Annotated in this window: 15 protein-coding genes; 4 read left to right on the plus strand and 11 right to left on the minus strand. The window is 72.7% G+C overall.

The window, feature by feature from the left end; all coding sequences use genetic code 11:
- Nucleotides 1–36: 36 nt before the first annotated feature.
- A complete protein-coding gene (locus tag BLT67_RS02235; RefSeq protein WP_092665531.1) occupies nucleotides 37–1,194 on the minus strand; it encodes a cysteine desulfurase family protein in 1,158 nt (385 codons plus the stop codon).
- A gap of 23 nt (nucleotides 1,195–1,217) precedes the next feature.
- Here BLT67_RS02235 and glgX point away from each other — a divergent pair, with 23 nt between their 5' ends.
- Nucleotides 1,218–3,332 (plus strand): glycogen debranching protein GlgX, encoded by a 2,115-nt coding sequence (glgX, locus tag BLT67_RS02240; RefSeq protein ID WP_092665532.1) that lies wholly within the window; start codon nucleotides 1,218–1,220, stop codon nucleotides 3,330–3,332.
- Here glgX and glgP read toward each other — a convergent pair.
- Nucleotides 3,317–5,857, minus strand: a complete 2,541-nt coding sequence (gene glgP / locus BLT67_RS02245) for an alpha-glucan family phosphorylase (protein ID WP_092665533.1) — start codon at nucleotides 5,855–5,857, stop codon at nucleotides 3,317–3,319. The genes glgX and glgP overlap by 16 nt on opposite strands.
- Nucleotides 5,858–5,919: 62 nt before the next feature.
- Here glgP and BLT67_RS02250 point away from each other — a divergent pair, with 62 nt between their 5' ends.
- Both BLT67_RS02250 and glgB read left to right on the plus strand, forming a co-directional pair.
- Complete coding sequence (locus tag BLT67_RS02250; RefSeq protein ID WP_092665534.1) at nucleotides 5,920–7,938, plus strand: alpha-1,4-glucan--maltose-1-phosphate maltosyltransferase; 2,019 nt, start codon at nucleotides 5,920–5,922, stop codon at nucleotides 7,936–7,938.
- Entirely contained in the window at nucleotides 7,935–10,112 is a 2,178-nt protein-coding gene (gene glgB, locus BLT67_RS02255; RefSeq protein WP_092665535.1) for a 1,4-alpha-glucan branching protein GlgB, read from the plus strand. The genes BLT67_RS02250 and glgB overlap by 4 nt, the downstream gene beginning before the upstream one ends.
- Nucleotides 10,113–10,355: 243 nt before the next feature.
- Here glgB and BLT67_RS02260 read toward each other — a convergent pair whose 3' ends face one another.
- Entirely contained in the window at nucleotides 10,356–11,285 is a 930-nt protein-coding gene (locus BLT67_RS02260; protein WP_231945541.1) for a tetratricopeptide repeat protein, read from the minus strand.
- Nucleotides 11,286–11,299: 14 nt separating this feature from the next.
- Nucleotides 11,300–13,186 carry a hypothetical protein gene (locus BLT67_RS02265; protein ID WP_092665536.1) on the minus strand — a complete coding sequence of 629 codons (1,887 nt, stop codon included), beginning with the start codon at nucleotides 13,184–13,186 and terminating at the stop codon, nucleotides 11,300–11,302.
- A 196-nt stretch (nucleotides 13,187–13,382) separates the two neighbouring features.
- Here BLT67_RS02265 and BLT67_RS02270 point away from each other — a divergent pair, with 196 nt between their 5' ends.
- Nucleotides 13,383–14,450, plus strand: coding sequence for an AI-2E family transporter (locus tag BLT67_RS02270; protein ID WP_092665537.1), 1,068 nt, complete (start codon nucleotides 13,383–13,385; stop codon nucleotides 14,448–14,450).
- A 12-nt stretch (nucleotides 14,451–14,462) separates the two neighbouring features.
- Here the strand turns inward: BLT67_RS02270 and BLT67_RS02275 are convergent, their stop codons facing one another.
- The 7 genes from BLT67_RS02275 to tsf all read right to left on the minus strand — a co-directional run bounded on the left by BLT67_RS02275 (nucleotide 14,463) and on the right by tsf (nucleotide 19,227).
- The gene (locus tag BLT67_RS02275) at nucleotides 14,463–14,747 is read right to left on the minus strand and encodes a hypothetical protein (RefSeq protein WP_092665538.1); all 285 of its coding nucleotides are present in this window, start codon (nucleotides 14,745–14,747) and stop codon (nucleotides 14,463–14,465) included.
- Entirely contained in the window at nucleotides 14,747–15,409 is a 663-nt protein-coding gene (locus BLT67_RS02280) for an aggregation-promoting factor C-terminal-like domain-containing protein (RefSeq protein ID WP_092665539.1), read from the minus strand. Before BLT67_RS02280 ends, BLT67_RS02275 begins: the two co-directional genes overlap by 1 nt.
- Before the next feature lie 28 nt (nucleotides 15,410–15,437).
- Nucleotides 15,438–15,986 (minus strand): DivIVA domain-containing protein, encoded by a 549-nt coding sequence (locus BLT67_RS02285; protein ID WP_092665540.1) that lies wholly within the window; start codon nucleotides 15,984–15,986, stop codon nucleotides 15,438–15,440.
- 31 nt (nucleotides 15,987–16,017) lie between these two features.
- Entirely contained in the window at nucleotides 16,018–16,947 is a 930-nt protein-coding gene (locus BLT67_RS02290; RefSeq protein WP_092665541.1) for a phosphatidate cytidylyltransferase, read from the minus strand.
- A 22-nt stretch (nucleotides 16,948–16,969) separates the two neighbouring features.
- A complete protein-coding gene (gene frr, locus BLT67_RS02295; RefSeq protein WP_092665542.1) occupies nucleotides 16,970–17,524 on the minus strand; it encodes a ribosome recycling factor in 555 nt (184 codons plus the stop codon).
- Between the two features lie 45 nt (nucleotides 17,525–17,569).
- Complete coding sequence (gene pyrH, locus BLT67_RS02300) at nucleotides 17,570–18,283, minus strand: UMP kinase (RefSeq protein ID WP_092665543.1); 714 nt, start codon at nucleotides 18,281–18,283, stop codon at nucleotides 17,570–17,572.
- 116 nt (nucleotides 18,284–18,399) lie between these two features.
- Nucleotides 18,400–19,227, minus strand: a complete 828-nt coding sequence (gene tsf / locus BLT67_RS02305; protein WP_092665544.1) for a translation elongation factor Ts — start codon at nucleotides 19,225–19,227, stop codon at nucleotides 18,400–18,402.
- Nucleotides 19,228–19,229 lie beyond the last annotated feature (2 nt).

The raw sequence follows: 19,229 nt of genomic DNA on the forward strand, positions 1-19,229 counted from the left end.
CCGGGCGTTCCGGCCATCCAGGGTACCGGCGACGGGTCAGCGCGCGAGCGCTCGGGCGCGGGCGATCGCGTCGGGCAGCACCGCGAGCAGCGCGTCCACGTCGTCGGCGGTCGTCGTGCGGCCGAGCGAGAGCCGCAGGGGGGCGACCCCCTCGAGCCCGCACGCGCGCACGACGTGCGACTCGCGCGCGACGCCCGCCGAGCAGGCCGAGCCGTTCGAGACCGCGAACCCCGCCTCGTCGAGCAGGAACTGCAGCGACTCCCCCTCAGCGCCCTCGACGACGAGGTGCGCGATGTGCGGCAGCCGCTCATCGGCGGCGAGCACCCGCACGCCTGGCAGCGCGGCCGCGGCCGCGAGGATCCGGTCGGTGAGCGAGCGCAGGCGCGCCGCCTCCCCGGCGAGCTCGGCGACCGCCTCCTCGGCCGCGAGCGCGAAGAGCGAGGCCCCGAGCGCATCCTGCGTGCCCGAGCGCAGCCCGCGCTGCTGGCCGCCGCCGTGGTGCAGCGCCTCGAGCCGCGCGTCGCGCCGCACGACGAGCGCGCCGACGCCGTGCGGTCCGCCGATCTTGTGGCTCGCGACGCTCAGGAGCGACGCGCCGGTCTCGGCGAACCGCAGCGGCACGTGCCCGAACGCGCCCACCGCGTCGAGGTGCAGGGGCACGCCCGCGCGCGCCGACGCATCCGCCGCCTGCTGCACCGGCTGCAGCGAGCCCACCTCGTTGCTGCCGACGAGCATCGTCGCGACCGCGGCGGCCGGGCGGGATCCGCCGGGTCCGCCGAGCGCGTCGGCGAAGGCCTCGGGGTCGGTCACCGCGTGCGCGTCGACGCCGATCCAGCGCAGCTCGGCGCCCTGCCGCTCGAGCCACTCGACCGCGTCGAGCGTCGCGTGGTGCTCGGCGACGGGCACGACGACGGCGGCGCCCCCACCCGCATCGGCGCCCGCATGCTGGGCCGCCCACCACGAGCCCTTGAGCGCGAGGTTGATCGACTCGGTGCCGCCGGACGTGAGCACGACCTCGGTCGGGTGCGCGCCGAGCGCCGCGGCGAGCCGCTCGCGCGCATCCTCCAGCACGGCCCGCGCGTGCTGGCCGGCGCGGTGCGTCGACGCCGGGTTCGCAAGGGACGGGGCGTCCGCGAGCGCCTGCCGCACCGAGTCGCGCATGGGCGTGGCGGCGGCGTGATCGAAGAGCCGCATGAGCGTCTAGCCTAGAGCGCGTGATGGCGGGGGTCGATCGAGCGCGAGGCATCGAGCCCATCGCCGGAGGCCAGCGCCTCACCGTCTGGTCGCGGAACGCCGACCGCATGGAGCTGCGGCTGTTCGACCCGCACGACCCCGACTGGCTCATCGACGCGATCCCGATGCAGCGTCAGGGCGACGTCTTCGTCATCGACACCGACCGGCTCGTCGTCGGCACGCCGTACGCGCTCGGCGTCGACGGCCCCGAGGGGCCGGGCCACGCGTTCGACTGGACCCGGAACGCGCTGCCCCCGCACGCGCGCGGCATCGTGCGCACGCCGCACGGCCAGCACCGCGCGACCGTCGTCGACGACGCGTTCGACTGGGGCGGCGTCGCGCGTCCCGACATCCCCAGCAGCCGACGCGTGATCTACGAGGCGCACGTCAAGGGGCTCACGAAGCTGAGCCCCCACATGCCGCCCGAGCTGCGGGGCACCTACGCGGGCCTCGCGCATCCGTCGACCATCGACTACCTGCGCGACCTCGGCGTCACGTCGGTGCAGCTGCTGCCGATCCACCTGTTCGTCTCCGAGCAGCGGCTCATCCAGCAGGGCCGCGTGAACTACTGGGGCTACAACACCCTCAGCTGGTTCGCGCCCCACAGCGCCTATGCGTCGCGCAAGGCGCAGTTCGACGGCACCGGCGGCGTGCTGCGCGAGGTCAAGGGCATGGTGCGCCTGCTGCACGAGGCCGGCATCGAGGTGCTGCTCGACGTCGTCTACAACCACACCGCCGAGGAGGGCGCCGGCGGGCCGCCGTCGAGCCTGCGACTCATCGACAACGCCTCCTACTACCGCCACGACGACAGCGGGCTCGTCGACTGGACGGGCTGCGGCAACACCGTCGACTTCTCGCTCCCGGCCGCGCAGCAGCTCGTGCTCGACTCGCTGCGCCACTGGCGCGAGGAGTTCCAGGTCGACGGCTTCCGCTTCGACCTCGCGACGACGCTCGGGCGCGGCGCCGACGGGGCCTACGACCCGCAGCATCCGCTGCTGCAGGCGATCCTCGCCGACCCGGCGCTGCGCGGCGCGACGATGATCGCGGAGCCCTGGGACCTCGGCCCCGACGGCTGGCGCACGGGCCAGTTCCCCGCGGGCTTCAGCGAGTGGAACGACGGCTTCCGCGGCACGGTGCGACGCTTCTGGCTCAGCGACCTGCGCGAGTTCCGCGCGGGCGGCGAGGGCGCGACGGGCGTCGGACCGCTCGCCCACGCCGTCTCCGGCTCCGAGGGGCCGTTCTCGGCGACCCGCGGGCCGCTCGCGAGCCTCAACTTCATCACCGCCCACGACGGCTTCACGCTCGCCGACCTCACGCGCTACGACCGCAAGCACAACGAGGCCAACGGCGAGGAGAACCGCGACGGCACCGACGACAACCGCTCGTACAACCACGGCGTGGAGGGCCGCACCGACGACGTCGCCGTGCAGCACGACCGTCGACGCTCGATGCGCAACCTGCTCGGCACGCTGCTCGTCTCGGCGGGCGTGCCGATGCTGACGATGGGCGACGAGTTCGGCCGCAGCCAGCGCGGCAACAACAACGCCTACTGCCAGGACTCGGCGCTCACGTGGATGCGGTGGGACCGGCGCGAGTGGCAGGACGCGTTCCTCGCCCAGACGCGCCGACTGCTGCAGCTGCGCCGCGAGCACCCGGCGCTGCGGCCGCTCGAGTACGGGCAGAGCGAGCAGCGCGTCGCGGGCTCGTCGCGGCTCGACTGGTTCAACGTCGCGGGCTCGCGCATGACGATCGACGACTGGGACCACTCCCACGACCGCACGATGCAGATGCTCGCCGAGTCGACGCCGATCGACGAGGCGTACTCGCGCGTGCTCGTGATCTTCCACGGCTCCCCGCGCGACGCGCTCGTCACGACGCCCGAGCCCGACGGCGCGACCGGGCTCGAGCTGCTCTGGGACTCCGCGGCCGACCGCCTCGCCGACGAGCGGGTCGCGCCCGGCGCACAGGTCGCCGTGGCCGCGATGAGCCTGCGGGTCTACGCCGTGCACGGCATGCCCGCGGGCGGCGCGCCGGCGGCGACGGTCGTGCGCTTCCGCGTCCCGCCGTCGCCGCCCGCGCCCGGTCAGCCCTTGGCGTAGGCGACGAGCCCGAGCTCGGCGTCCGACGCGAGCATCGGGTGCTTCGGCACGACGCGCACGGTGTAGCCGAACGTGCCCGCGAGGCGCAGCTCGATCGCCGACTCGAAGCGCAGCGCGCCGTCGTCCTCTGCGCCTGCCGCCTCGAGCTCGAAGCGCCGCTCGTGGCGCAGGTCGCCCTCCTCGGTCACCGTGCCGGCGACGACCTCGACCTTGACGTCCGAGGGCTCGAGGCCGCCGAGGTCGACGTACGCGCGCACCCGCACGGCATCGCCGACGGTCGGCGGCACGTCGACGCCCTCGACCTCGACGTGGCGCACGTCGACCTGGCCGAACGCGTCGCGCATCCGCCCCGTCCACGCCGCGAACTCGCGCGCCGCCCGCGCGCCGTCCTCCCCCGCGACCGCGGCCGCGCGAGCGGCGGGCGCGTAGAGCCGGTCGACGTACTCGGCGAGCATGCGCTCGGCCGAGAGCTCGGGGCTCAGCGACGCGAGCGTGTGGCGGATCGACGCGATCCACGCCGTCGGCAGGCCGCGCTCGTCGCGCTCGTAGAAGCGCGGCGCGACCTGGTGCTCGATGATCTCGTAGAGCGCGGTCGCCTCGAACGCGTCGCGCTCGGCGGCGTCCATGTGCTCGTTCGCCGACGGGATGGCCCAGCCGTTCTTGCCGTCGAAGTACTCCTCCCACCAGCCGTCGAGGATCGAGAGGTTGAGCGAGCCGTTGAGCGCCGCCTTCATGCCGGAGGTGCCGCACGCCTCGAGCGGGCGCAGCGGGTTGTTGAGCCACACGTCGCAGCCCGGGTAGAGCGACTTCGCCATCGAGATGTCGTAGTTCTCGAGGAACACGATGCGCCCGCGCACGTCGGGCTCCTGCGAGAAGCGCACGAGCTCCTGGATGAGCGCCTTGCCCGCCTCGTCGGCCGGGTGCGACTTGCCGGCGATGACGAGCTGCACCGGCCGCTCGGGGTGCGTGAGCAGCGCGCGGAGCCGGTCGCGGTCGTGGAGCATGAGCGTGAGGCGCTTGTAGGTCGGCACGCGTCGTGCGAAGCCGATCGTCAGCACGTCCGGGTCGAGGAGGCCCTCGATCCACGCGGGCTCGACGCCCTCGTTGCGGCGATGCTTCGCGCGGGTGCGCTCGCGCGCCTCCGCGACGAGCGCCGCGCGCATCTCGCGGCGCACCGACCACAGCGTCTCGTCGGAGACCGCATCCGACCCCCAGTCGCACTTCGTGGTGTCGAGCGTGCCGAGCTCGCGCTCGGCGAGGTGCTTGAGGATCGGCGACGTCCACGTGGGGGCGTGCACGCCGTTGGTGACCGACGTGATCGGCACCTCGCTCGTCTCGAAGCCCGGCCAGCGGCTCGCGAACATGCGCCGCGAGACCTTGCCGTGCAGCTGCGAGACGCCGTTCGCGCGCTGCGCGAGCGAGAAGCCGAGCTGCGCCATGTTGAAGATGCCGGGGTCGTCCTCGCGGCCGAGCGCGAGCACGCGGTCGACGTCGACGCCCGGCACGAGGTCGCCCGTGAGGTGGCGGCGCACGAGCTCGACGTCGAAGCGGTCGATGCCCGCGGGCACGGGCGTGTGCGTCGTGAAGACCGTGCCGGCGCGCACGACCTGGAGCGCGGCGTCGAAGTCGAGGCCCGCGGCGATGAGCTGCGAGATGCGCTCGATGCCGAGGAAGCCCGCGTGGCCCTCGTTCGAGTGGAAGACCGACGGGGTCGGCGCGCCCGTGAGCTCGCTGTAGACGGCGAGCGCGCGCACGCCGCCGATGCCGAGCAGCAGCTCCTGCTGCAGCCGCAGCTCGCCGCTGCCGCCATAGAGGCGCTCGGCGACGGCGCGCAGCTCGGCGTCGTTCTCGTGGATGTTGGTGTCGAGGAGCAGCAGCGGCACCCGGCCGATCGTGGCCTGCCAGATGCGGGCGTGCAGCGTGCGCGAGCCCGGGAGCGCGAGCGAGACGGTCGCGTGCGTGCCATCCGGGCGGCGGAGGATCGTCAGCGGCAGCCCGTCGGGGTCGAGCACGGGGTACGACTCCTGCTGCCAGCCCTCGCGCGAGATCGCCTGCTTGAAGTAGCCGGCCTGGTAGAAGAGGCCGACGCCCACGATCGGCACGCCGAGGTCGCTCGCGGCCTTGAGGTGGTCGCCCGCGAGGATGCCGAGGCCGCCGGAGTACTGCGGCAGGGCGCTCGTGATGCCGAACTCGGGCGAGAAGTACGCGATCGACTCGGGGGCGCCGTGGAGCGACTGGTACCAGCGGGCCTGCGAGAGGTAGTCGTCGAGGTCGTCGGCGAGCGACTCGACGCGCGCGACGAAGGCGTCGTCGGCGGCGAGCTCCTCGAGCCGGTCGGTGCCGACCCAGCCGAGCAGCTGCACGGGGTCGTGGCCCGTCGCGCGCCAGCCCTCGAGGGAGATCTCGCGGAAGAGCTCGCGCGTGGGCTCGTGCCACGACCAGCGCAGGTTGGAGGCGAGCGCGTCGAGCCTGCGGAGGCGCTCGGGCAGGGACGTGCGGACGGTGAACTTGCGGATCGCTCTCACGTGCACCGAGCCTAGCCCCGGCCTCCTCGCAGACACGCAGGGACGCTCGCTAGGTTGGCCTCGTGGCGAAGACCCAGGAACCTGCGAAGCCCGAAGCCCGCACCGGCCGGATCCCCGTGCTCGACCTGCATCCGCAGCAGCCCGGCAACCGGTTCCCGGCGAAGGCGGTGGTCGGCGACGTCGTGCCCTTCGAGGCGGTCGCGTTCCGCGAGGGCCACGACCGGATCGGGGTGACGCTCGTGCTCGCGTCGCCCTCCGGCGTGCGCCGCCGCATCCCGATGCGGCCGCTCGAGGACGGCCTCGACCGGCACCGCGCGCTCGCGCAGGTCGACGAGCAGGGGCTGTGGCGCTGGAAGGTCGAGGCGTGGGCCGACGAGTGGGCCACGTGGCACCACAACGCCGAGATCAAGATCGCCGCCGACATCGACGCCGAGCTCATGGCGACGATGGGTGCCGAGCTGCTGCGCCGCGCGGCGAAGGCCGCGAAGGGCATGGACGCGACGATGCTCGCCGGTGCCGCAAGCGCGCTCGAGGACAGCCGCGTGCCGATCCTGCAGCGCTGGGCGTCGGTCAACGACCCCGACATCCTCGCCGCGGTCGACCGCAACCGCCCGCGCTCGCTCGTCACCGCATCCGAGACCCTGCAGCTGCGCGTCGAGCGCACGCGGGCGGCCGTCGGCGCCTGGTACGAGCTCTTCCCGCGCTCCGAGGGCGCGGTCCAGCGGCCCGACGGCTCGTGGCAGTCCGGCACCTTCGCGACCGCGGCCAAGCGCCTCCCCGCGGTCGCCGCGATGGGCTTCGACGTCGTCTACCTGCCGCCCGTGCACCCGATCGGCGAGGTCAACCGCAAGGGGCCCAACAACACGCTCACGCCGCAGCCCGGCGACCCCGGCAGCCCGTGGGCGATCGGCTCGAAGGACGGCGGGCACGACGCGATCCACCCCGACCTCGGCACGATCGACGACTTCCGCGCGTTCGTGCGGGCGGCAGCGGATGCGGGGCTCGAGGTGGCGATGGATCTCGCCCTGCAGTCGGCCCCCGACCACCCGTGGGTCACCGAGCACCCCGAGTGGTTCACGACGCTCCCCGACGGCTCGATCGCGTTCGCCGAGAACCCGCCGAAGAAGTACCAGGACATCTACCCGATCAACTTCGACAACGACCCCGCGGGGATCGTCGCCGAGGTGCTGCGCATCCTCGAGCTCTGGATCGGCTGCGGCGTGCAGATCTTCCGGGTCGACAACCCGCACACGAAGCCGCTGTGGTTCTGGGAGCACGTCATCGCCCGCGTCAACGCGGCGCATCCCGACGTCGTCTTCCTCGCCGAGGCGTTCACGCGGCCCGCGATGATGCAGGCGCTCGGCAAGGTCGGGTTCCAGCAGTCGTACACGTACTTCGCGTGGCGGAACACGAAGGCCGAGCTCGAGGAGTACCTGCGCGAGGTCACCGGCACGCAAGCCGCCTGGTTCAAGCCGGCGTTCTGGGTCAACACGCCCGACATCCTCACCGAGTACCTGCAGTTCGGCGGCGTGCCCGCGTTCAAGGTGCGCGCAGCGATCGCCGCGACCGCGGTGCCGACGTGGGGCATGTACGCGGGCTACGAGCTCATCGAGGACGTCGCGCGGCCCGGCGCCGAAGAGGCGATCGACAACGAGAAGTACGAGTACAAGCCGCGCGACTGGGAGCGCGCCGAGCGCAACGGCTCGTCGATCGCCCCGTACATCACGCGGCTCAACGAGATCCGCGCCGCGCACCCGGCGATCCGGCAGCTGTGGGCGCTCGACGTGCACTGGAGCGACGACGACGCGATCCTCGTCTACTCGAAGCACGTCGACGGGGCCTTCACGGAGTCGGGCGAGCCCGACACGATCATCGTCGTCGCGAACGTCGACCCGCACTCCGCCCGCCAGACGACCGTGCACCTCGACCTCACGAAGCTCGGCATGCGCCCGGGCGAGTCGTTCGAGGCGCACGACCTGATCACGGGCGAGCGCTGGCACTGGAGCGACCACAACTTCGTGCGCCTCGACGCCTTCGTGGAGCCGGCGCACGTCATCCACGTGCGACGATCGGGGGCATGATGCTCGAGCGTTCGACCATCCAGCGACTCGCGGAGGGCGCGCACCCCGCGCCCCACGACCTGCTCGGGGCGCACCCCGAGCCCGGCGCGACCGGCGGCGCCTCGCACGTCGTGCGGGCCGTGCGCCACCTCGCCGAGGAGGTCGCGGTGCTGCCCGACGCCGCTGGCGCCGCCGAGGAGCCCATCGCGATGGAGCATCTCGGCGACGGCCTGTGGCAGGCGAGCGTGCCCGGACCCATCCGCCCCTACCGCCTGCGCACGCGGTACGCCGACGGCGCGACGTGGGAGGCGGAGGACCCCTACCGCTTCACCCCCACCCTCGGCGAGCTCGACCTGCACCTGTGGCGCGAGGGCCGCCACGAGGAGGTCTGGCGCGTGCTCGGCTCGCGGATGCGCGAGCACGAGGGCGTCGCGGGCGTCTCGTTCGCGGTGTGGGCGCCGAACGCGCACGCGGTGCGGATCATCGCCGACTTCAACGGCTGGGTCGGCCGCACCCACCCGATGCGCTCGATGGGCATCTCGGGCGTGTGGGAGCTCTTCGTGCCGGGCGACCTCGAGCACAGCGCCTACAAGTACGAGATCCTCACCGACCACGGCTGGGTCACGCGCGCCGACCCGATGGCGCGCTACACCGAGGTGCCGCCCGCGACCGCGTCGAAGGTCGGCACGAGCCGCTTCGCGTGGAGCGACGACGACTGGATGCGGTCCCGGGCCGCCCGGGACCCCCACAACTCCCCCATGTCGGTCTACGAGCTGCACTTCGGCTCGTGGCGGCCGGGGCTCGGCTACCGCGAGATGGCCGACGCGCTCATCGAGCACCTCGAGGAGACCGGCTTCACGCACGTCGAGTTCATGCCGCTCGCCGAGCATCCGTTCGGCGGCTCGTGGGGCTACCAGGTGACGGGCTACTACGCCCCGACGAGCCGCTTCGGTCACCCCGACGACCTGCGCTACCTCATCGACCGGCTCCACCGCGCCGGCTACGGGGTGCTCATGGACTGGGTGCCGGGCCACTTCCCGAAGGACGAGTGGGCGCTCGCGCGCTTCGACGGCCGTGCGCTCTACGAGCACCCCGATCCCCGCCGCGGCGACCAGCCGGACTGGGGCACGCACGTGTTCGACTTCGGTCGGCCCGAGGTCAAGAACTTCCTCGTCGCGAACGCCGTCTACTGGCTCGAGGAGTTCCACATCGACGGCCTGCGCGTCGACGCGGTCGCCTCGATGCTCTACCTCGACTACTCCCGCAAGGACGGCGAGTGGCTCCCGAACGTGCACGGCGGCCGCGAGCACCTCGAGGCGATCGCGCTGCTGCAGGAGGTCAACGCGACGGTCTACCGGCGCGTGCCCGGCATCGTCATGATCGCCGAGGAGTCGACGTCGTGGCCCGGCGTGACCAAGCCGACCGACGCATCCGGCCTCGGCTTCGGGCTCAAGTGGAACATGGGCTGGATGCACGACACGCTGCAGTACATGGCGGTCGACCCGATGTACCGCTCGCACCACCACCACGACATCACGTTCTCGTTCCTCTACGCGTTCTCGGAGCAGTTCATGCTGCCGATCAGCCACGACGAGGTCGTGCACGGCAAGGGCTCGCTGCTCGGCAAGATGCCGGGCGACCAGTGGCAGAAGCTCGCCTCGGTGCGCGCCTACCTGACCTTCATGTGGGGGCACCCGGGCAAGCAGCTGCTCTTCATGGGGCAGGAGTTCGGGCAGCCGAGCGAGTGGAGCGAGGCGCGCGGGCTCGACTGGTGGATCCTCGACCAGCCGGTGCACCGCGGGCTCATGGGGCTCGTGTCGCAGCTCAACCGCATCTACCGCGAGACGCCGGCCCTGTGGCTGCGCGACAACGAGCCGGGCGGCTTCGAGTGGATCGACGGCGGCAACTCCGCCGACAACCTGCTCGCGTTCCTGCGCTGGGGCGCCGATGGCGATCCCGTCGCCGTGGTCGTGAACTTCTCGGGCCGGCCCGTCGAGGGCTACCGGCTCGGGCTGCCGAGCGCGGGCGCGTGGCAGGAGGTGCTGAACTCGGATGCGGTGGAGTTCGGCGGATCCGGCGTCGGCAACCTCGGCACGGTGCACGCGGTCGACGAGCCCTGGGGCGGTCGCCCGGCGTCGGCCACGATCACGGTGCCGCCGCTCGCGGGCCTGCTGCTGCGCCCCGCCTCGCCGTAGGTCGAGGAGCGCGCGCCGCAGGCGCACGCGTCACGAGACCGGAGCCCGCGAGGCCCGCAGGTCGAGGAGCGCGCCGGCGCAGTCGGCACGCGTCACGAGACCGCAGCCCGCGCACCCGCAGGTCGAGGAGCGCGCGCCGCAGGCGCACGCGTCACGAGACCGCAGCCCGCGAGGCCCGCAGGTCGAGGAGCGCGCCGGCGCAGCCGGCACGCGTCACGAGACCGCAGCCCGCGATCTCCACGCTCAATACAGCAGCGTCGTCAGCCGCTTCCGCGCCGCGTTCACCCGCGGGTCGTCGAGCCCCACGATCTCGAACAGGTCGAGGAGCCGCAGCCGCACGTCCTGCTTCTCGTCACCGCTGAGCGTGCCCAGCAGCTCGAGCATCCGCCCGAAGGCGTCCTCGACGTGGCCGCCGGAGAGGTCGAGGTCGGCGACGAGCATCTGCGCCTCGACGTCGCTCGGCGACGACGCGGCGGCCGAGCGGATCTCCTCCGCAGCCTTGCCCTGCAGCCGGGAGAGCAGCCGCACCTGCGCGAGGCCCGCGATCGCGTCGGCGTCGCGCGGGTTCTGCGCGATCGACTTCTCGAACGCGGCGATCGCGGCGTCGAGGTCGCCGGCGTCGATCGCGTCGTACGCCTCCTGGTGCAGCGGCGGCACGGGCTCGGGCGCGGGCTCGGCCGGCTGCTCGCCGTCGCCCACCGGCACGGTGCCCGTGATGCCCTGCTGCGCCGCGAACTCGAGCACCTGCGCGAGCACGTCCTGCAGCTGGTCCTCGGGGAGCGCGCCGCTGAACAGCGGCGCGGGGCGGCCTCCGATCACGGCCGCGACCGTCGGCACCGACTGCGCCTGGAACGCCTGCACGATCTGCGGGCTGCGGTCGGCGTCCGCCTTCGCGAGCACGAGCCTGCCGCGCTGCGCCGTCACGAGCCGCTCGAGCACCGGCGCGAGCTGCGCGCTCGGCTCGCTCCAGCTCGCGACGATCGCGAGGATGACCGGCACGCGGTCGGAGAGCTCGACGAGCGACGCCATGTCGGCGTCGGTGATGTCGATCACGACGCCGGGAGCGGCACCGCCGGTGGCCGAGCCGCCCGCGGCCTGCTGCGGTGCCTGCGCCTGCTGGTGCCGCGCCGCGAGCGCCGACAGGTCGACGGCTCCGGCGATCGATGCGGGCATGGACTCCTGCGTCATCATCCGACCTCTCTCGCGTCCAGGAGCGACTGTGCGAACCCGACGACCTGGATCTGCGCGCCCTCGGGCGCATCGGCCGGCGGCACCGCGAACAGCACCTGGATCTGGTACGTCTGCTCGATGCCGCGCGTCGACGATTCGACGCCGGCGAGGATCGCCGGGCCCGCCTGGGCCTCGACCTCGACGCCCTCCTCGGCCGGGGTCGTGCGCTGCGTCTCGGTGAACGAGGTCGCCAGCAGCGCGCCCCCCTCGTTCGTCACGAGCATGAGCGGTGCCTGCTCGTCCTCATCCGCGAACCACTCGAGGTCGGTGAGCTCGTACTCGGGCTTCGCCCGCTGCTCGTCCTTCCAGGCCTTGCCGATCTGCTCCCGCAGGGCATCGCCCTCCTCCTGGAACCAGGAGGCGTACTCGGAGTCCTCGCCGTTGATGAGCACGTCGGCGTACGCCATCGTCACCTCGTCCGGGCGGCGCTGGAGCAGCGGGGTGTCGCCCGGCAGGCTCGCGGCACCGATCGTGGGGCTCGCGACCGCCGGCACCTGCACGCCGGAGGCGAGGGTCGCCTGGTAGACGAGGCGGTAGGGCTCTCGGGCGTCGGTCTGGCGGAAGACGAGCGTCGACTGGGCGCGCGCGGAGTCCTCCCACGCGACGACGGCCATGACGGTGCGCGGCCAGGTCTCGGTCTGCTGCGGCAGCAGGAGCTGCACCTCGCCGTCGGGTATCCCGAGCAGCGGCTCGATCTCGTCGCTCTCGCCGCGCACCTCGTAGTTCGTCCTGCGCGCGTCGAGCACCGGGCCGGCGGTGCGGCGCTCGGCGAGCCCGAGGTCGCGGTCGGCGTCGGCCTGGGCGACCACCTCGCGCGTGTCCTCGAGCACGCGGGAGAACTGCTGCTCGGTGAGCGCGACGGGCGGCAGCGTCTCCTCGATGCTCGTCGGCGTCGGCACGGTCTCGGTCGCGCTCGGCTCGCCGCCGGGCCAGTACTGCGGCCCGCAGCCGGTCAGCGCGATCGCGGCGAGCGCGGGCAGCGCGACGATGCCGAGGCGGCGCCGAGCGGGGGATGCTGCGCGCGGCGCGCGCCCCTCGCCGCGCTCGGGCGCGCCCTCGGCGGGCGGCTCCTGCGCGGGCGCCGCTTCGTCGACCGGCGCGTCCGCGCTCCGGTCGGTCGGCGCGTCCGCGCTCCGGTCGGTCGGCTCGATCGCGGGGTCGCTCGGCCGCACGGCGCGCTCGGGGAGCGGCAGCCCCGCGCGCGCGTCGCGCGCGAGCGCTCGGCGCTCGGCGCGGCTCAGCTCTCGGTGCGAGCGCCGCTGCGGCCCGCGGCTGCGCCGGTGACGCCGGAGCGCCAGCAGGAAGAGCACGAGCGCGAGCGCGAGGAACACGAGCCCGGCGGTGATGAGCGGCCCGAAGAGCGGCGTCTTCGCGTCGAACGGCCACTCGACGCGCACGTCCGCCGGCGCCGCGGCGCCCGGCTCGCCCTGGATGGCCATCGAGAAGCCGACCGGCAGGTCGATCGCGAACTGCACGCGGCCGTCGCCCTCGTGCTCCTCGATCCACATGTCGCTGCCGAGCAGCGACGGGAGCGGGTCGTCGGCCCCCGACACCTCGTCGAGCGTGAGGGCATCCGCCTCGCCGAGCTGCGCGACCGCGTGCTCCGCGTCGCCGACCCATCCGAGCACGTCGTGGTCACGGCCGACGACCGCCGTGACGGGGCCGTCGTCGGTGATCGTCACGGTCTGGCGGCCGTCATGCTGATCCATGGTCTCGCCGCTGATGACGATCAGCTGCGCGTCGGTCGACTGCTCGAGCTGCGAGACGATGGTCTCGGGAGGCGCCCAGAAGGTGCGCTGGCCGATGCCGAGGCCGAGCAGGACGAGCGAGATCACGAGGCTCACAGCCGCGAGGATGTATCGCACGAGTCAGAGGTCCTTTCACCATCGCCGGGGAGGATGGCGGGCCGTCGATCGGGAACCGCGTCCGGCAGGCAAGCCTCCAGGGTACCGGAGTGGCGGCCTCGAGCGCCAACCCCCTGCCGCGCGACGGACCGCGCGCCTCGGCTGGCGCGCCGGGAGCCGCCCCTAGGATGCGGATGTGACGATCAGGAACGGCTTCCTCCTCGGGCTCCTCGGCGGCCTCGGCGTGCTGCTGGCGATCGCGATCGGCACCGCGGTGCAGCAGATCAGCACCGTGCTCGTGTGGGCGTTCGCCGGCATCTTCCTCGCGCTCGGCGTCGAGCCCGTGATCCAGTTCCTCATCCGTCGCCGGGTGCCGCGCTGGGGCGCCGTGCTCATCGTCTTCGCCGTCATCCTCGCGGTGCTGGTGGGAGCCGCGTGGCTCATCGTGCCCACGATCGCCGCGCAGTTCGGCCTCCTCGTGCAGTCGATCGTCGAGGAGATCGAGGGCGGCGCGTTCGAGGGCTTCCTCGCGTGGGTGCGCTCGACGTTCCCGGGGTTCGACATCGATCTCGCCCTCACGCAGCTCGAGGACGCGCTCACCGACTTCAACACGTGGTCGACCGTGCCGCCGTTCGTCGCCGACCTCGCCGCCGCGGTCGTCGCGGCGGTCGGACAGGTCGCCTTCACGATCGGCGGCCTGCTCATCGTGGTCGTGCTGATGCTGTACTTCACGGGCTCGCTGCCCGCGCTGAAGTCCGGCATGTACCGCCTCGTGCCGGCGTCGTCGCGGCCGAAGTTCATCGAGATCGCCGAGCAGATCATGCGCTCGGTCGGCCGCTTCGTGCTCGGGCAGGGCGCGCTCGGGCTGCTCAACGGCGTGCTGTCGTTCATCATGCTCTCGGTCGTCGGCTCGGAGCTCGCGGTCGTCTACGCCTTCATCGCCCTCATCGCCTCGACGATCCCCCTCATCGGCACGATCTCGGCCTCGGTGCTCATCTCGCTGCTCGTGCTGCTGCTCGACGGCCCGCAGACGGCGCTCCCGGTGGCGATCTACTACCTCGTCTACATGCAGCTCGAGGCCTACGTCATCAGCCCGCAGATCATGAACCGCGCGGTCAAGGTGCCGGGGGTGGTCGTCGTGCTCTCCGCGCTCATCGGCGGCACCCTGCTCGGCATCCTCGGTGCGCTCGTGGCGATCCCGGTCGCCGCGGCCATCCAGCTGATCCTCAAGGAGGTCATCATCCCGAGGCAGGACGCGAAGTAGCGCCCACGGCGGTCAGCTCGCGCGCCAGCAGCCCGAGTGCCAGTGGCGCCGCTGCTCGACGGCGCGGTCGCCGAAGATGGAGTCCGCGGGCCAGACGACCACGTGGGCCGTGCCCTGCGCGACCGTGCCGCCGCATCCGGGGCACGTGTAGTCCTTCACGGCGTTGCCCGACGACATCGGCTGGACGTGCCACTCCCCCGCGCGACGGCGCTCGATGCGCGCGGCGCCGAGCATGAGACGGTCGACGTCGAGCGGCACGTAGGGCTGCGCGCGACGCTTCGGCCGCCGCGACGGCATCAGTACCAGCCGACCTGCTGCGAGTGGCCCCAGGCGCCGCACGGCGTGCCGTAGCGGCCGGCGATGTAGCCGAGGCCCCAGGAGATCTGCGTGCGGGGGTTGGTCTGCCAGTCGGCGCCCGCGGTCGCCATCTTCGAACCGGGCAGCGCCTGCGGGATGCCGTACGCGCCGCTCGAGCGGTTCTGCGCGTACACGTTCCAGTTCGACTCCTTCTGCCACAGGTTGTAGAGGCAGGAGTACTGGTCGTCGCCCCAGCCGCGCGCGTGCACCATCTCGCGGGCGATCGCCTGCGCGCTCCCGGGGTTGGGCGCGGCGACCGTGGGGATGGCGATCGAGGCAGCTGCCTGGCCGCCGGCGGCCGCCGGGGCCGCGACCGGCTCGGGCGTCGGGGTCGGCGTGGGCGTCGGCGTGTGCACGATGATCTGGTCGCGCACGAGCGCCGCCTGCTCACCCGTGACGGCGTCGAGCGCCTGTCCGGGGCGCTGCTCGCTCGGCAGCGACGCCGGCTCGGCCATCACCTGGCTGCCGGGGCTCGCCGCGAGGGAGACCATCACGAAGCCCGCTGCCGCGAGGAGCGACAGGCCCGAGAGCACGCCTCGCGTGCGCGTCGAGCGCGCGGATGCGGTGGCGGAGCGGGTGAACACGAGGATCGACAGTATCACGGAACGGTAACGAAGCCGAGGGGCGTCGTCAGCGGACCGCCAGCATCAGGCTCACGACGGTGTCGAGCAGGGCGTCGACCTCGTCCTCGTCGTAGCCGCCGAACTGCGCGTCGAACTGCACGGTGCGCACCTCGCGCGCCGTCATGTCGGGGCCGTCCTCGAGGTAGGCGGCGACGCGCGCGGCGAAGCGGTCGACCTCGGGCACGCGATAGCCGCGCGAGATGCGGCTCACCCGGCGGAACCGCTCGCCGTCGGGCCTGCGCAGCTGCTCGAGGGTCGCCTGCGCGCGCTCGCGCACCTTGGCGTACCACTGCTGCTCGCCGTGCTCGAGGATGCCGCGCTCGTGCTCGCGGCGCGCGAAGGCCTCCTCGAGCCGCTCGAGCGCGGCGTCGACGTGGGCCGGCGAGTAGCCGCCCTTCTGCATGCCGAAGCTCGTGCGGCGGATGGCGGACGAGTCGATCGCCGTCGCCGCCCTGGCGTCGGTCGCGTACGCACGACGAGCGTCCTCGAGGAAGTCCTCGACCTGCTCGATGTCGTAGCCCAGCTGCGACCTGCGGGCTCTCGGGAACGTGCTCATCGTCTCCATCATGCCAGCGGCGCCGTGCCGCTCACGAGTGCGTGACCTGGAAGAGCGCCATCATGACGACGGCGCTCGGCAGGATCGAGTCGAGCCGGTCGAGGAACCCGCCGTGCCCCGGGAGGAACGAGCCGATGTCCTTGATCCCGAGATCCCGCTTGATGATCGACTCCGCGAGGTCGCCGACGGTCGCGCTCGCGACGAGCAGCGCCGCCAGGATGAACCCGAACCACCACTCCTGCCCGAGCATCCACACCGAGAGGGCGATGCCGGCGCCGGTCGCGAGCACCGCGCCGCCGAGGAGGCCCTCCCACGTCTTGCCGGGGCTGATGCGCGGGGCGAGCTTGTGCTTGCCGAGCCAGACGCCCGCGGCGAGCGCGCCCGTGTCGATCACCGTCGTCATGATGATCATCGCGAGCGTCCACCACTGCCCGCCGTCCTGCGACGTCAGCAGCACCGTGAAGGCGCCGAGCACCGCGACGTAGGCGATGCAGAGCGCGCCCGCCGTCACGTCGGCGAAGACCGCGCCCGCGCCCGAGCGCGTCGACGGGTCGACCAGCTCGACGAGGCGCACGATCGCGACGATGCCGATCGCGCCGAGCGTGGACCACCACATGCCCGCCGCGCCGAAGTACCACGTGATGGGCACGATCGCGCAGCCGAGCAGCACGAGCGGCACGCGCGGCACGTCGCGACCCGCGAAGCGCAGCGCGCTCGCGAGCTCGTAGAGCGCGAAGCCGATGAGCACGGTCGCGAACGCCATGAACAGCGTCTTGACCCACAGCAGGCTCGCGAGCAGCGCACCGCCGAGCACGAGCGCGATGCCGATCGCCGCGGCCAGGTCGCGGCCGGTGCGCTTGTTGACGCGCTCGCGGGTGGCTTCGATCTGGTCGCGGGCTGCGTGGATCTGCGCCTGGATCTGCGCCTCGATCTCGGCGGCGCTCCGATGCTCGCGTCGCATGCGTCGCCTCCCGACCTCCTCGTCAGACCTCGAGGAGCTCGGACTCCTTCTTCTTGAGCGCCTCGTCGATGCCCTCGACGGCCTGCTTCGTCGCGGCCTCGAGCTCCTTCTCGGCGCGCGCGATCTCGTCGTCGCCCACCTCGCCCTTGAGCTTGTCGAGGTCGGTCATGGCCTGGCGGCGCACGTTGCGCACCGCGACGCGGGCCTGCTCGGCCTTGTCCTTGACGATCTTGACGTAGTCGCGGCGGCGCTCCTCGGTGAGCTCCGGCATCACGATGCGCACGATCGAGCCGTCGTTCGAGGGGGTCACGCCCAGGTGCGGCGCGGCGACGATCGCGCGCTCGATCTCCTTGAGCGCGCTCTTGTCGAAGGGGGTGATGACGAGCGTGCGCGCATCCGGCTGCTGGAAGGACGCGAGCTGCACGAGCGGCGTCGGCGAGCCGTAGTAGTCGACCTGCAGCCGCTGGAACAGGGCGGGGTTCGCCCGACCTGCGCTCACGGTCTGGAAGTCGTCCTTCGCGACCTCGATCGACTGCGTCATCTTCTCCTTGGCCGAAGCCAGAACGTCGCTGATCACGTGGTTCCTTCCCTCAGGGTCGAGTGTATCCGCGGGCGCCGTGGATCAGGCGCGCACGAGCGTGCCGACGGGCTCGCCGAGGATGGCGCGGCGCAGCTGCCCGTCGCCCTCCATGCCGAACACGCGCATGGGCATGCGGTTGTCCATGCAGAGGCTGAACGCCGTGGAGTCGACCACCTTGAGGCCCTGCACGAGCGCATCCTGGTAGGTGATCTCGTCGTAGCGGGTCGCCGCGGGGTCGCGCTTCGGGTCGGCGGAGTAGACGCCGTCGACGCCGTTCTTCGCGACGAGCACCTGGTCGGCGCCGATCTCGAGCGCGCGCTGCGCCGACACGGTGTCGGTCGAGAAGTACGGGAGCCCCGCGCCGGCGCCGAAGATGACGACGCGGCCCTTCTCGAGGTGCCGCTCGGCCTTGCGCGGGATGTACGGCTCGGCGACCTGCGTCATCTGGATCGCGGACTGGACCCGCGTCTCGGCGCCCGCCTGCTCGAGGAAGTCCTGCAGCGCGAGCGCGTTCATCACGGTGCCGAGCATGCCCATGTAGTCGGCGCGCCCGCGCTCCATGCCGCGTTGGCTGAGCTCCGCGCCGCGGAAGAAGTTGCCGCCGCCGACGACGACCGCGATCTCGACGGTGGCCGCGGCCTCGGCGATCTGCTTCGCGATCGCCTGCACGACGTCGGGGTCGACCCCGAGGCTGCCGGCGCCGAACGCCTCGCCCGAGAGCTTCAGGAGGACTCGACGGCGCGGCTGTGCTGGCATGGGCTCCTCCTGGGGTCGCGGCCCGGTCCGGACCGTGCACGAGCCTACCGCGTGCGCGTCCGGCGAGACGACGGAGGCCGGGGTCTCCCCCGGCCTCCGTGACGTGCTGCAGCTGGTTACGCGCCGACCTTGAAGCGGGCGAACGAGGTGACGGTGAGGCCCGCGGCCTCGAGCACCTTCGCGACCGACTGCTTGTTGTCGCGCGCGTAGTCCTGGTCGACCAGGACCATCTGCTTGAAGAAGCCGTTGAGGCGGCCCTCGATGATCTTCGGCAGGGCGGCCTCGGGCTTGCCCTCGCCGCGAGCGATCTCGGTGACGAGCTCGCGCTCCTTCTCGACCTGGTCGGCCGGCACCTCGTCGCGCGTGACGTACGCCGGGTCGAACATGGCGATGTGCTGCGCGACCGCGCGAGCGGTCTCGGAGTCGTCGCCCGTGTAGCCGACGACCACGCCGACCTGCGGGGGCAGGTCCTTCGACGTGCGGTGCAGGTAGACGGCCTGGGCCGGCGCCTCGATGCGAGCGACCTTGGTCAGCTCGATCTTCTCGCCGATGGTCGCCGCCTGCTCCTCGATGATGGACTGCACGGTGCCCGACTCGGCCGGAGCCGCGAGCGCGGCCTGCAGGTCGGCGGCACCCGCCGCGGCGACCGCCTCGACGACGCGGTCGGCGAGCGCGATGAACTTCTCGTTCTTCGCGACGAAGTCGGTCTCGCAGCCGAGCGCGATCATCGTCACGGCGCCATCGCCCTCGGCGACGGCGACGAGGCCCTCGCTCGTGGAGCGGTCGGCGCGCTTCGCGTTGCCCTTGGCGCCCTTGAGGCGGAGGATCTCGGTCGCCTTCTCGACGTCGCCGCCGGCCTCCTCGAGGGCTGCCTTCGTGTCGCTCATGCCGGTGCCGAGCTGCTCGCGCAGCATCTTGAGGTCGGCGATGCTGATGGTGGCCATGC

The sequence above is a fragment of the Agrococcus carbonis genome (genome assembly GCF_900104705.1).
Classification (GTDB): Bacteria; Actinomycetota; Actinomycetes; order Actinomycetales; family Microbacteriaceae; genus Agrococcus; species Agrococcus carbonis.

What these genes read in the sequence shown, in the direction of transcription:
- BLT67_RS02235 (WP_092665531.1), bottom strand. Translation starts at nt 1,194, where the DNA reads ATGCGGCTCTTCGATCACGCCGCCGCCACGCCCATGCGCGACTCGGTG.
- glgX (WP_092665532.1), top strand. Translation starts at nt 1,218, where the DNA reads ATGGCGGGGGTCGATCGAGCGCGAGGCATCGAGCCCATCGCCGGAGGC.
- glgB (WP_092665535.1), top strand. Translation starts at nt 7,935, where the DNA reads ATGATGCTCGAGCGTTCGACCATCCAGCGACTCGCGGAGGGCGCGCAC.
- BLT67_RS02260 (WP_231945541.1), bottom strand. Translation starts at nt 11,285, where the DNA reads ATGCCCGCATCGATCGCCGGAGCCGTCGACCTGTCGGCGCTCGCGGCG.
- BLT67_RS02275 (WP_092665538.1), bottom strand. Translation starts at nt 14,747, where the DNA reads ATGCCGTCGCGGCGGCCGAAGCGTCGCGCGCAGCCCTACGTGCCGCTC.
- BLT67_RS02285 (WP_092665540.1), bottom strand. Translation starts at nt 15,986, where the DNA reads ATGAGCACGTTCCCGAGAGCCCGCAGGTCGCAGCTGGGCTACGACATC.
- BLT67_RS02290 (WP_092665541.1), bottom strand. Translation starts at nt 16,947, where the DNA reads ATGCGACGCGAGCATCGGAGCGCCGCCGAGATCGAGGCGCAGATCCAG.
- pyrH (WP_092665543.1), bottom strand. Translation starts at nt 18,283, where the DNA reads ATGCCAGCACAGCCGCGCCGTCGAGTCCTCCTGAAGCTCTCGGGCGAG.
- tsf (WP_092665544.1), bottom strand. Translation starts at nt 19,227, where the DNA reads ATGGCCACCATCAGCATCGCCGACCTCAAGATGCTGCGCGAGCAGCTC.